The 13,393-nt window shown below is 49.9% G+C and carries 12 protein-coding genes; all 12 read left to right on the top strand.

Annotated features, from left to right (window positions below; all coding sequences use genetic code 11):
* The first annotated feature begins 200 nt into the window (after positions 1-200).
* Genes AC0YNT_RS21405 through AC0YNT_RS21350 form a run of 12 tightly spaced genes read left to right on the top strand, consistent with a single transcriptional unit; the run spans position 201 to position 13,346 of the window.
* Positions 201-1,745, top strand: a complete 1,545-nt coding sequence (locus tag AC0YNT_RS21405; RefSeq protein WP_475806462.1) for an ABC transporter ATP-binding protein — start codon at positions 201-203, stop codon at positions 1,743-1,745.
* Complete coding sequence (locus AC0YNT_RS21400; RefSeq protein WP_475806461.1) at positions 1,742-2,860, top strand: ABC transporter permease; 1,119 nt, start codon at positions 1,742-1,744, stop codon at positions 2,858-2,860. Before AC0YNT_RS21405 ends, AC0YNT_RS21400 begins: the two co-directional genes overlap by 4 nt.
* A 17-nt stretch (positions 2,861-2,877) precedes the next feature.
* Entirely contained in the window at positions 2,878-3,807 is a 930-nt protein-coding gene (locus AC0YNT_RS21395) for an ABC transporter permease (RefSeq protein WP_475806460.1), read from the top strand.
* Positions 3,808-3,826: 19 nt separating this feature from the next.
* A complete protein-coding gene (locus AC0YNT_RS21390; RefSeq protein ID WP_475806459.1) occupies positions 3,827-4,729 on the top strand; it encodes an FAD binding domain-containing protein in 903 nt (300 codons plus the stop codon).
* A 21-nt stretch (positions 4,730-4,750) separates the two neighbouring features.
* The gene (gene pucD, locus AC0YNT_RS21385) at positions 4,751-7,063 is read left to right on the top strand and encodes a xanthine dehydrogenase subunit D (RefSeq protein WP_475806458.1); all 2,313 of its coding nucleotides are present in this window, start codon (positions 4,751-4,753) and stop codon (positions 7,061-7,063) included.
* Complete coding sequence (locus tag AC0YNT_RS21380) at positions 7,060-7,581, top strand: (2Fe-2S)-binding protein (RefSeq protein WP_475806457.1); 522 nt, start codon at positions 7,060-7,062, stop codon at positions 7,579-7,581. Before pucD ends, AC0YNT_RS21380 begins: the two co-directional genes overlap by 4 nt.
* Positions 7,562-8,056, top strand: a complete 495-nt coding sequence (gene uraD / locus AC0YNT_RS21375; RefSeq protein ID WP_475806456.1) for a 2-oxo-4-hydroxy-4-carboxy-5-ureidoimidazoline decarboxylase — start codon at positions 7,562-7,564, stop codon at positions 8,054-8,056. The genes AC0YNT_RS21380 and uraD overlap by 20 nt, the downstream gene beginning before the upstream one ends.
* 15 nt (positions 8,057-8,071) lie before the next feature.
* On the top strand, positions 8,072-9,031 hold the full coding sequence (gene pucL / locus AC0YNT_RS21370) for a factor-independent urate hydroxylase (protein ID WP_475806455.1): 960 nt from the start codon (positions 8,072-8,074) through the stop codon (positions 9,029-9,031).
* A gap of 5 nt (positions 9,032-9,036) precedes the next feature.
* Positions 9,037-9,417 (top strand): hydroxyisourate hydrolase, encoded by a 381-nt coding sequence (gene uraH / locus AC0YNT_RS21365; protein WP_475806454.1) that lies wholly within the window; start codon positions 9,037-9,039, stop codon positions 9,415-9,417.
* Positions 9,418-9,429: 12 nt separating this feature from the next.
* Positions 9,430-10,836 carry an allantoinase gene (locus AC0YNT_RS21360; RefSeq protein ID WP_475806453.1) on the top strand — a complete coding sequence of 469 codons (1,407 nt, stop codon included), beginning with the start codon at positions 9,430-9,432 and terminating at the stop codon, positions 10,834-10,836.
* Between the two features lie 15 nt (positions 10,837-10,851).
* Positions 10,852-12,108: an allantoate deiminase gene (gene allC / locus AC0YNT_RS21355; protein ID WP_475806452.1), complete on the top strand. Its 1,257-nt coding sequence runs from the start codon at positions 10,852-10,854 to the stop codon at positions 12,106-12,108.
* Positions 12,105-13,346 (top strand): pyridoxal-phosphate-dependent aminotransferase family protein, encoded by a 1,242-nt coding sequence (locus tag AC0YNT_RS21350; RefSeq protein ID WP_475806451.1) that lies wholly within the window; start codon positions 12,105-12,107, stop codon positions 13,344-13,346. The genes allC and AC0YNT_RS21350 overlap by 4 nt, the downstream gene beginning before the upstream one ends.
* Positions 13,347-13,393: the final 47 nt, after the last annotated feature.

Here is a 13,393-nt window from a genome sequence, read left to right as displayed (position 1 = left end):
ATCACAATTGGCCAGAAAGTGGTCCAATTGTGTGACAATTCTTTAAGCACATGCTTACGAAGTAAGAATCATCACAATTGGCCAGAAAGTCGTCCAATTGTGTGACAATTCTTTAAGCACATGCTTACGAAGTAAGAATCATCACAATTGGCCAGAAAGTCGTCCAATTGTGTGACAATTCTTTTTAGGAGGAAGCGCGAATGCTCGAAACCTACTCTGTAGAAATGCAGCATATCGTCAAGCAATTCGGCTCCGTTATCGCCAATGATCAAGTTGATTTCAAGGCTAAATCCGGAGAAATTCATGCTCTTCTTGGAGAGAACGGTGCAGGTAAAAGCACGATGATGTGTATGCTGTCCGGTGTGTATCGTCCAACAAGCGGTGATATTTACATCCACGGCAAGAATGTAAAGATTCGGTCTCCTAAGGATGCAATGAAGCTTGGCATCGGCATGGTGTTCCAAAACTTCAGGCTGGTGCAAACCTTAACGGCAGCGGAGAACATCATTCTTGGTGAGAAAACATCGTTCTGGCGCGGGCCAGGCTGGATGAAGAAGAAGCAGGAAGAAATTGATGCGATTGCGACTAAGTTTGGTCTAACCTTCCCGGTTGACCGCCCGATCTGGCAGCTCTCAGTAGGTGAACAGCAGCGGGTGGAAATCGTCAAGACGTTATACCGCGGTGCAGATCTCATTATTTTGGATGAACCAACCTCGGTACTCACACCGGGCGAAGCAGAACAGCTGTTCATCACGCTTGCACAGATGAAGGCGGAAGGCAAGACGGTCATTATTACGACGCATAAATTAAAAGAAGTGATGGCCATCTCCGACAGCATCTCGATCATGCGTAAAGGTCGTCTCACGCATACGATAGAGAAAAGCGAGACGAATGAACGAGAGCTGGCAAGGTTGATGGTTGGTAAAGAGTTGGCCGCTGCCAAACCGCTAGCGAGTCGTCCGCAGGGCAAACCACTCCTGATTGTAGATGAGCTGGATGTGTTTGCCGATCATGGGCGTAAAGCACTGGATCAAATGGAATTCACTGTACATGAAGGTGAAATCGTTGGTGTTGCTGGTGTTGCAGGTAATGGTCAAAAAGAGCTTGCTGAGGTTCTCACCGGACTTCGCCCATGGCGCAAAGGTACGATTGAATTCAATGGAGCTCCATTAAAAAATGCATCGGTTCGTGGTGCCATTGAAGCTCGTATAGCGCATGTACCGGAGAACCGGATGAAAAGTGGTCTAGCCGGCAGCCTTGGTGCTGTTGATAACCTGCTGTTCAAATCATACCGGACTAATCAACGGTCCCGCTTCGGATTCTTACGCTCGAGTGCGAACCGCAGCTGGTCACAGCAGCTAGTGGAGCAGTTCGATGTGAAGACACCGGGACTCGATACACCCGTTAGACAATTATCCGGTGGTAACCAGCAGAAGCTGCTTTTCGCTAGAGAAGTGGAACAGGATCCACTCTTAATGGTCGCTGTTCACCCTACACAAGGGCTGGATGTTGGCGCAACGGAGGGCGTACATCGTCTCCTAACCGAAATGCGTGGACAAGGCAAAAGCGTTTTGCTCATTTCTGAAGATTTGGATGAGGTTATGCAGCTGTCCGACCGCATATTAGTAATCTATAACGGTCGTATGGTTGGTGAGTTAGCAAGAGGAGAGGCTACCCGTGAGCAGATCGGCCTATTCATGGCTGGAGTGCGGGATACGGAAGCAGAGGAGGAGAAGGTCGTATGAGCAAGCAGCCGGTACAAAGCACAATTGTAATCGAACAACCTGAGTCAGCACCACGCCGCAAGCTGCTGTCGCTAAGAATCGAACTGGATCCGTCAAGGAAAGAAAGCCCATGGTGGATGACGATCATCTCCGTGCTGCTTGCCTTGATCTTCTGCGGCATCTTTATTGCAGCAAACGGCATGAATCCGATCACGGTCTATTCCAAAATGATTACCGGAGCTTTTGGATCCTCATTTGGCATTACCGAAACGCTTGTCAAATCTATTCCGCTTCTTCTATGCGGCATTGGTGTAGCGATTGCCTACCGGATCTCGGTATGGAATATCGGGGCGGAAGGACAATTCCTTGCCGGCGCGATGGCGGCAACGGCGGTTACGGTCTATTTTCCGAATATGCCTGGTTACCTGGTTATCCCCGCCATGGTCGTATTCAGTATCGCAGGTGGGGGAGTTTGGGGGCTGTTGACCGCGATTCCGCGCACTTACTTCCAAGTTAATGAACTTATCTCATCTCTTATGTTGAACTATGTAGCGCTGCTGGCGTTGAACTACTTCGTATTTGGTCCCTGGAAAGATCCAGAAGGCTTTAATTTTCCAGGTACACCTGTATTTACAGATGCACAGTCGCTTCCTTTGTTTGGCGACACAAGGCTGCACTTAGGTATCGTTTTCGCTATCGCTGCCGTTCTGCTGTACGCCTTCCTGATGAAGTATACGCGCTGGGGCTATGAGCTTCGCTTAATTGGCGCCAACCCGGAAGCAGCGAAAAATGCAGGCATTAAGATCAGCCGACACATCTTGCTTGTCATGCTGATCAGCGGCGGTATGGCTGGACTTGCAGGCATGGCGGAAGTATCCGGTGTAACGCACCGTCTGATGTATGGTATTTCTCCAGGCTATGGCTACACAGCGATTATCGTAGCGTGGCTTGCGAAGCTGAATCCGGTTGGTCTAGTTGTATCTTCATTCCTGTTCGGCGGTCTGATCGTCGGAGGGTTCAGTGTTCAAACGATTGGCTTGCCTTCTTCGATCTCTTCTATGATCCAAGGCGCGATTCTCTTCTTCTTGATCGCAGGCAGTATGGCCAGCAAATTCCGTATTCGTAGAAACGCTTAGAAGGGGCGGTGTAGACAATGGATGTATTTGTACAAATTATCGTGGCCGCCATCTCTTCAGGCACACCGCTCTTATTCGCAACGCTGGGCGGTATTCTGATCGAACGTTCCGGCATTATCCAGCTTGGCGCAGAGGGACTTATGCTTATGGGCGCTGTTATCGCTTGTATGACCTATCTGCATACGGGTAATCTCGCACTGACATTACTTGCCGCATGTGCAATCAGCGCTGTGCTAGGTGTCGTTCATGCCTTTATGTGCGTCACGCTGAGGGCCAATCAGATTGTAAGTGGTCTTGCCTTAACGTTATTTGGCACCGGACTTAGCGCATATATCGGTAAAAGCATCACTGGCCAGCCAGTTGCAGGTGCTGTACCGAAGGTTAACCTTAATTGGCTCGAAGATGTACCTGTTATTGGCGGAATATTCGCTCATCTTGATATTTTAACCTGGTTCAGCTTCATTCTTGTTATTGTTCTGCACTTATACATCCACCGGACTTCATGGGGCCTACACCTGAGAGCGATTGGCGATAATCCTCCAACAGCAGATGTAATGGGCATTCGGGTACAAACCTTCCGTTACGGTTATATCATTGTTGGTTCGATGCTGATCGGTCTTGCTGGAGCGGATCTCCTCATGGTGTATTCGCCAACCTGGATCGAAGGAATGACAGCGGGCCGTGGATGGATTGCAGTAGCTCTCATTATCTTCGCAAGATGGAATCCAATTCGCGCTTTGTTCTGTGCTTACTTCTTTGGTGCACTGGATACAATCGGCTTCCGTATCCAATTGATAGGCAGCGAGATCCCATCTTATTTCCTCAAAATGATTCCTTACATCGTTACGATTCTTGTCTTGATGTTCCTCGGCTGGCGTAACCGCAACAAACCGTCGGGCTCACCGGAATCACTTGGTACACCATATATTCGTGAACAAAGATTCTAGGGCGAAAGGGGATGGAGTTATGGCTGCGAATGCACAAGGAGTGGCTGAAGCTCCTTTCGTATGGCATCCAAGGAGTGCTGCGGAGGCTTGGCAGCTGAAGCAGACACTTGGAACGGAAGGTGTGTTTACCGCAGGAGCTACACTGCTGCGGACGCAATGGGAGTCAGGACTGGCAGTTATGCCAAACCACTTCATTAATATTGGAGCAATTGAAGAGCTGCATGGATTTGAGATCGATAGTGTTTCTGGAACGGGTAACTTTGGGGCTATGACAACTCTATCAAATATTCGAACGAGTCCGCGGGTAGGAGAAAGCTTCCCGGTCCTGGTCGAAGCTACTCGCAATATTGCAGCACCGTCCATTCGTAATTTGGCTACAATCGGCGGCAATATCTTGTCGATGGTTGGTGATTCGCTGCCGGCATTGCTCCTATATGATACCGTCTTGCATTGGCATGACGGTACAAATGGTCTCCAGGAGCCGCTGTCGGAATGGCTGTCTACGGCTTCGGCCCATGCTGCCTGGAAGGAACGGCTGCTCATGTCGGTCGAGCTTACTTTGCCCATTCTGGATTCGAATACGAAGCGATTCGTCGCTTACCATAAAGTCGGCAGAAGGGATGCTTTTACGCCGTCTGTTGTCACAGCTGCACTAACGATGCAGCTCGATTCAGAGGATCGGCTAAGCGATGTGCGCCTTGCACTTGGCGGCGGACAGACCATTCCGTATCGCTTGGAATCTATCGAATCGTATTTAAACGGCAAGCTTGCGAATAAGAAGACGATTTCAGAGGTGTATGCCTTGATCGTCGAACAATTCGAGCCTAAGGGCGATACGTTCGTACCTGTCAGCTATCGCAAGAAAGCAGCGGCGAATTTGATTGCCTCGGAATTATGGAAGGCAGCAAGAACGGCTCGTTAAAGAGAGGGTGGGTGGTCAAACATGCTGTTAAATAGACAAGGAAGCGGAGCCCGCTGGCGGAATCGTCCTGACGGTCCCGATAAAGTAATGGGGAAGCTGGCTTATCTAACCGATATGACAGCCCCTGATATGCTGATTGGCCGAGTACTTCGAAGTCTACATCCACATGCGCGGATTACAGCCATCCGAACGGAGAAAGCCGAAGAGCTGGATGGGGTTCATGCCGTTATAACACATAAAGACGTTCCTGGTTTAAATCGGTATGGAATCGCTCAACCAGACCAACCGGTGCTGTGCGAGGATCGTGTACGGTATGTCGGTGATGCTGTTGCAGCAGTAGCGGCGGATACACTGGAAATCGCAGAGCAAGCGCTGCGGCTGATCGAGGTCGATTATGAGCTTCTTCCCATCGTGGAGGACGCGGAATATGCGCTCACGGATGATGCGCCTCAGCTTCATCCACAGGGCAATCTGCTCCACCGGAAAGACTTCAAGCGTGGAGATGTGGCTGTAGGCTTTGAAAGTTGTGCACATGTCGTGGAAGAGACCTACTACACGCCTCGGCAAATGCATACGTACATGGAGACCGAAGGGGGATTGTTCATCTTTGGCGAGGATGGCCGGCTAACCGTCTATGCGCCTACCCAGCACGGCTTTATGGACCGTATGCAGCTCGCTCGTATTCTCGCCATTCCACAAAGTGAGATTCGGATCGTATCCAGTCCTATAGGCGGATCCTTTGGTGGTAAAGATGAGTTGAACGTTCAGCCATACGGAGCGCTGCTTGCAAGAGTAACGAATCGTCCAGTGAAGTTTCATAACTCCAGATGGGAATCGGTTCGGGCGGGTCTCAAGCGGCATCCGATGAAAATTACAATGAAGACCGGTGTTGATGATAACGGAAGACTGATCGCCCATCAAGTTAGAATCATTGCAGATACCGGTCCTTATGCCACCTTAGGAGCAGAAGTATTAAACTTTGCTGTCGAGCATGTCATTGGTCCTTATCAATATCAACATCTCGATGTTGACGGATTCTCGGTCTATACGAACAACGGCATGTCGGGCGAGTTCCGTGGCTTTGGAGGGAATCAGGCGATATTTGCGCTTGAAGGTCAATTCGATCGTCTGGCGGAAAAACTCGGCATGGATCCTTGGGAGCTGAGGCTCCTCAATATGCGTAAGCCTGAGGATCCTGGACCGTTTGACCAGCCGATTGCGTCGACAGAAGGTGCAAAGCAGGTATCTGACGCGATGACGTCCAGCGCATTATGGCAGGAACGTGGCAAATCAAACGCCGAGGAGGATGAGCAAGCTGAGCCATGGACCCGTACAGGTATTGGTGCTGCATTTACGATGCATGGAGCGGGGCTTGGCTTTGGTATTCCGGATCCGGGGGGCGGCCGACTGACGCTTGCTCTAGACGGCAAGATCGAAGCGGTATTCAGTTATGAAGAGTTTGGTCAAGGGCTTATTGCTTCCTTGGAACAAATGCTGATCGAACAGTTCGGCTTTGCTGCTGAAGACATTCGTATCATTATTGGTGATTCCGATGTCGTTCCTGACGGCGGCTCAACAACTGCTTCCAGAGCTACCAGCATGATGTGGAAATCGCTGCAGAACTTAAGACCCTTATTTGAAGAAGCTGTTCTTGGCAAGGCAGCAGAGCATATTCAGCTTCCAGTCAAGCGGCTGAGATTTGGCGAAGGTGGTATCTATAGCATCGATGCCAGCCCGGATGCTCTGACAGACAAATGTCTGATCACATATCTGGAACTTGCAGTCGTATGCGGCGAACCAGTTAGCTGCACAACACAATTTAACTTCCCAGTTTCAGCAACCGATAAGGTAGGCGCACATTTCCTGTACACGTACTCTGCGGTTGCCGTGAAGGTAGAAGTAAATCAATTAACCGGACGTGTTCGTGTGCTCCATCAATATCATGCGGTTGCAGCTGGTCCGGTCATCAATCCGCAAGGGTTTCTTGGTCAAATCGAAGGCGGAAGCAGCATGGCGCTCGGATTCGCGCTTACTGAGGATGCGGTCATGAGCGGCGGCCAATATGTAACGAAAAACCTCGATACGTATCTTGTCCCAACCATCGCTGAGCATCGGGGGACTATTGATGTCCAGCCGATTGAAGAATTGCCGGAAAGTGATAACTATGGACCACGAGGTATCGGCGAGGTTGGCTCGGTAACGCTGGCACCAGCGATAGCAGCAGCGATCTATGACGCGGTAGGTATACGGGTAACGAAGCTGCCTATCGATCCTGAGCTATTGCAAGCCGAATCTTTCGACACTTTACTAGATAAGGCGGTGAGCAGAGAATGAAAGATTCGATGAAGCCGGTATCTCCACTAGACACAAGTTCAATTCCCTGCACCATCAATGGTAGTGAGATTAACTTGAATGTCCCTCCAGCCAAACGACTCTTGTCTGTCCTGCGGGACGATCTGGCAATGACAGGCACGAAGCGTTCCTGTGATATCGGCAGATGTGGTGCTTGTATGGTTATGGTGGACGGTGTGCCCGTCAATTCCTGTCTCACGATGGCTTATCAATGTACAGGCAAGTCGATTACTACAATAGAAGGTGTTTCAGCTAACGGTATGGACCCAATCCAGCGTGCTTTTCTCCAGGAAGGCGGCTTCCAATGCGGCTACTGTACACCAGGGATGGTTATCTCGGTGAAAGCACTGCTTGATCATAATCCGGATCCTACTACGCTGGAGATTGAAGAAGCGTTATCGGGAAATATATGCCGCTGTACCGGTTATGGCGGAATTAAGAGAGCCGTTCAGAAAGCGATAGAGTGGAGGAAAGAAGGCTATGAATCTATCACTGATTAATGATTTGACGAAGGAGCAGTTTACCGAAGCGCTTGGAGCTGTCTTCGAGCATTCCCCTTGGGTTGCCGAGCAAGCCTACGAGGCTCGTCCTTTTCAAACTGTAGATGAACTGCATGATGCGATGGTCAAGGTTGTTGTCAATTCGCCAGAAGAATCAAAGATCGCGTTATTCCAGGCACATCCTGATCTCGCTACAAGAATCAAGATCGGCGATTATTCGACGAAGGAGCAGCAAGGAGCGGGACTTGACCGGCTGACACCCGAAGAGTTCGAGAAATTCTCGGCTTCCAATCAGCGATATACCGATAAATTTGGATTCCCTTTCATCCTGGCTGTTCGAGGTAAAGACAAATCGGATATTTTGGCCGCCATGGAAGCTAGGATCAATAACAGTCTCAAAGAAGAAGCAGACGAAGCATTATGGCAAATCGCCCGAATTACGAAATTCCGGTTGCACGATCTCATTACAGAATAGAAGGGACTGGTTTTCATGCTAAAACTTCGCAGCGGTCGTACTCTTTATTATGGTAAAGGGGATGTCCTCTCTTATCGCACTTATGCTAACCCATTATCTGTAAAATCAGTTCCTGAATCCGCCTATATCGGTGACAGTAATGTCATCTTTGCCCATAATATAACGTTTGCCGTAAGCGGCGAACAGCTTCTCACCTCGTTTACTGAAGGAGATAACTCCCTCGTAGTTGCGACAGATTCGATGAAAAACTTCATTCTGCGTAATACAGCTGCTTATGAAGGAAGCACTACAGAAGGACTGCTATCCTTTATCAGCTCGAAATTTATGGATAGATACCCGCATATTGACGCGGTGGAGCTGAGTGCGGATCGTATTCCGTTCCAAACCCTGGAAGTAGCTACTCCTTCTGGCGAAGGACTAGAGCCAAGCCCACTCGTCTACCGCCGTTCGCATAATGATCATACCAGCGCCTCGATGAAGCTTGTCCGCAAAGACGGTGCGCCAGTGATCGAATCACATGAATGTGCGATTACGGATCTGCAATTAATCAAAGTAAGCGGCAGCTCCTTCTATGGATTTGTTCGCGACGAATATACGACTTTACCGGAGAGCTATGATCGGCCTTTGTTTATCTTCCTTGATGTGTTTTGGAAGTATGAGGAGTCCGAGCATGCGCTTGATGCCGAGCTTGGCAGCTATGTTCCGGCGGAACAAATTCGCGATATTACGCACAACCTGTTCCATGAACTGAAATCGCCATCCATCCAGTTCTTAATCTACCAAGTAGGTCTTCGTATATTAACCCGCTTCCCGCAATTATCCGAGGTTCGTTTCGAATCCAATAACAGGACTTGGGAGACGATCGTTGACAATACAGAAGCTGATCCAGCTGGTGTCTATACAGAACCACGTCCGCCATTTGGCTTCCAAGGCTTTACGATGACGCAAGAAGACTTGATTCAAGGCGGGGAGTGAGCTGGATGAGCGGCGGACGAATTACGACTCATGTGCTGGATACGTCAAGAGGCAAGCCTGCTGCAGATTTGCAGGTTGAACTGTGGTTAATCGAGCATACAGAAGGCTCTACGGAAGGCCGTACGTTATTACGAACAGCAGCAACAAATGAAGACGGGCGGCTTAACGACCCTCTTCTTGATTGTGATGAAATGCTTGCCGCTGTTTACGAGATAGTGTTCTGCGCGGGAGACTACTTCCGAGATGAACGAAGAAGACATATTCTCGAAGCCGAACCGGTCTTCGACCGTATCCCCATTCGATTCTATGCCTCAGATGCAAATGCTCATTATCATATTCCGCTGCTGGTCGCACCAGGCGGCTACAGCACCTATCGAGGAAGCTAGGAGGGAAGCAGGATGAACCAAAGTTTTGATTGCATTATTCGTAACGGGATGGTCGTGCTTCCTGATGGAACTTATAAACTCGACATTGGTATTCTTAATGGTCAAATCGCAGCGATCTCAGACTCACTCGCTGATTCTGCTGCTGATCATGTGCTTGATGCAGAAGGTCAATATGTCCTGCCGGGTATGATCGATATCCATGTTCACTTTAATGAGCCAAATTTCGGCCATTGGGAAGGCTTTGCCACTGGATCATCAGCACTAGCTGCCGGTGGATGTACAGCCTATGCGGATATGCCGCTTAACGGCAATCCGCCTACAGTTACGCCGGAAGCGCTGGAGCTAAAGGGCAAGCTGGCTGCAGGGAACTCAGCTGTTGATTATACGTTCTGGGGCGGTTTGGTTCCCGGTAAGTTAGATCAGCTGGAAGCCATGTATGCCAACGGGGTACGAGGCTTTAAAGCCTTTATGTCCAATCCGGGCGGTGAAGGAGAAGGCCGGTTTCGTGAGGTAGATGACTGGACGTTATACGAGGGGATGAAGCGAATTGCTGCATTAGGCGAAGGCGGCTTTGTTGCCCTCCATGCGGAGAGTGATGCTATAACATCCCATTTGGCAGAACAAGCCATTGGTGAGGGGCGTACCGATGCTCGTGCCTTCGTCCAATCCCGCCCAGTCATTGCTGAGCTCGAAGCGGTGAACAAAGCAATTCTGTTCTCGGAGCAAACAGGCTGCGAGGTTCATTTTGTTCATATTAGCAGTGTAGAAGCCGTTGAACTGATCGACCGGGCGAAGAAGCGTGGTGTCGCGGTGACGGTCGAGACTTGTCCTCATTACTTGGTGCTGACAGAGGAGGATATGGTTACGATTGGCCCCGCCGCCAAATGTGCGCCTCCCCTTCGGTGTGTGGATCAGAAGGAAGGACTCTGGCGCATGATTAAGGAAAGGAAGCTTGATGTAATTGCCTCCGATCATTCACCTTGTCCGCCGGATCTCAAGCTTGATGAGTCTCTTACCTTCTTCGAAGCATGGGGCGGCATTGCAGGTGCACAAAGCAGTCTGGAGCTTATGCTGGACGAAGGCTGGGTGAATCGTCAAATTCCGCTGCATGAGTTATCGGAACTGTTGTCGGCAGGACCTGCAAAGCGGTTTGGACTATACCCGCAAAAGGGTCTTATCGCCGAAGGAGCAGATGCGGATCTGGTGCTTGTGGATCCGAACCGTTCTTATATTCTAACGAGTGAGCAATTATGGCAAAGGCATCAAGTCAGCCCTTATATCGGCCGGGAATTCACCTGCAAAGTGACAACAACCTTGGTCAGAGGCATAACGGTTTATTCAGAAGAACTTGGCGTACAAGCAGCGAAGCAAGGACAACTTCTGCTGAAGCCTATTCATACACCCCAACAAACCCCATAAGAGGAGGCTGTTACGATGAGGATACCGATGGAACAAGAAGCTGCCTCCTTTGTTTCCCGCCTTCTTGATGAACTGGCCTCCTTTGGCGCAGATGAACAAGGAGGAGTGACGAGGCTTTTATACTCTCCTGAATGGCTGCAAGCGCAAATTTACTTAGCTGAGCAGATGAAGACTCTTGGCATGGATGTCCGGTTTGACCGTGTGGGTAATCTATTCGGTCGTCTGGAAGGAAGTACCTTAGGAGCTCCTGTTATTCTGACCGGCTCCCATATTGATACGGTACGCTCGGGAGGTCAATACGACGGTGCCTATGGCATCGCCGCAGCAATTGCAGCTGTTACTTACTTGAAAGATACGTATGGACAGCCGATAAATACACTTGAGATTGTCTCCTTCTGTGAGGAAGAAGGCAGCCGCTTTCCACTCACTTACTGGGGATCAGGCAATATGACGGGATTATACGACTGGCAAAGCGGCGGTATTGTGTTTGATTCCGATGGCATAAGTCTGCAGGAAGCGATGGAGTCAGCAGGCTTTGGCAAGCCGGAGCAAGAAGCAAGCATAAGGCGGGATATCGGTGCATTCGTTGAGCTTCATATTGAGCAAGGCCCTGTCTTGGAACGTCAGCGTAAACGGATCGGTATCGTTGAAGCGATTGTTGGTCAGCGGCGATATGTGGTAACCGTTCGCGGAGAGACGAATCATGCAGGAACAACACCGATGTCCATGCGCCATGATGCCTTGGTTGGTGCCGCGGAGATGATCCTGCAGCTAGAAGCGGATGCACTCCTTAGCGGAGAGCCGCTAGTCGCTACAGTTGGCCGAATCGAATGCGTGCCAAACACGCCAAACGTTGTACCGGGATCCGTAAGCTTTACGGTAGATATCCGTCATATTGATGAAGCGGTTATTGCAAAATTTTGCGATAATGTCATTGCGAAGTTTAATGAAGTAGCCAAGTGGCGGGGACTGGAACTAACCATTGTTCCTTGGCTCGAAGCAAAGCCTGCACCAATGAACCGTGAGCTAAGTGATAAGCTGGAGCGTATATCGAATGATTTGTCTCTGCCATACCGCAGAATGGTTAGTGGAGCGGGACATGATGCACAAATGTTTACCGGGCTTTGTCCAACGGCAATGCTGTTCGTACCAAGCAAGTCAGGTATCAGCCATTCGCCGCAGGAATATACATCACCTGAAGAGCTTGCTGAGGGAGTCTCCGTACTAGCCGCATTACTATACGAGTTAGCCTACGAGGGGAAATTACCATGAAAAGATATGCCGAACTAGCGCCATCCCAAAGAACGATTATGACTCCTGGCCCTGTTGAAGTGGACCCAAGAGTCCTTCGTGCACTTTCTTATCCGATACTCGGCCAATTCGATCCGGAGTTCACCTCTTATATGAACGATACGATGGAGATGCTGCGTGCTCTTTTCCAGACGAGCAACCAATGGGCATTCCCGATTGATGGGACTTCACGCTCCGGAATCGAAGCTGTTCTGACGAGCTTGATTGAACCAGGGGATAAAGTGCTCATTCCGATCTATGGCCGCTTCGGCAATCTGCTCTATGAGATCGCGGAACGCTGTGGCGCAGAGGTTACTTCGATCGAGAAGGAATGGGGCACCGTCTTCAAGCCTGAAGAAGTGATCAGCGCTATTCATCGTATGAAGCCAGCGCTGGTGCTGATGGTACACGGGGAGACCTCTACAGGTCGTATACAGCCGCTCGCAGAGATCGGCAAAGCATGCCGTGAGCTAGGTATTCTATTTATTGTAGATGCAGTGGCCACGATTGGCGGCGTTCCTGTACGAACGGATGAATGGTGTATTGATGCGGTTATCGGCGGTACACAAAAATGTTTGTCCGTGCCATCCGGTATGGCTCCTATTACGTATAATGATATCGCAGCGAAAAAGATCAATGCTCGTAAAACAATCGAACGTGGATTGCGTACATTACTAGAGTCAGAAACGGATGATATAGCTAGCCGCCCACGGGTTATTAGGAGCAACTACTTTGATCTCAGCCAGCTGCAGGATTATTGGAGCTCGGCTAGGCTAAATCACCATACCGAAATGACCTCTATGCTGTATGCCCTGCGTGAAGGACTTCGCCTCGTACTCGATGAAGGACTAGATGAACGGTTTACGCGTCATCGTCTTCATGAATCGGCTTTGGTCGCGGGCCTCGAAGCGATGGGGCTTACCTTATATGGTGATCCAAGCTGCAAGCTTCCTGTCGTTACGTGTATCAACATCCCAGATGGCATTGACGGCGAATCGGTTCGCAATATGCTGCTTAACAGCTTTGGTATTGAGATCGCCAGCTCCTTCGGCAGCTTGAAAGGGAAAATATGGCGGATCGGCACGATGGGCTATAGCTGCCGCCAGACGAACGTCCTCCAATTGCTTGGCGCACTGGAAGCGGTGCTGATCCGTCACGGTGCATCGATCCATACCGGAGCGGGATTACAGGCTGCACTGGATGTTTATGAGCAAAAATAGTAAAATGACGAGACGAGCGTAAACGGCTGCTCCCTTCTAAGAAAGAG

The sequence above is a fragment of the Paenibacillus sp. J22R56 genome, assembly GCF_056269375.1.
This window is presented reverse-complemented; position numbering and strand designations above follow the sequence as displayed.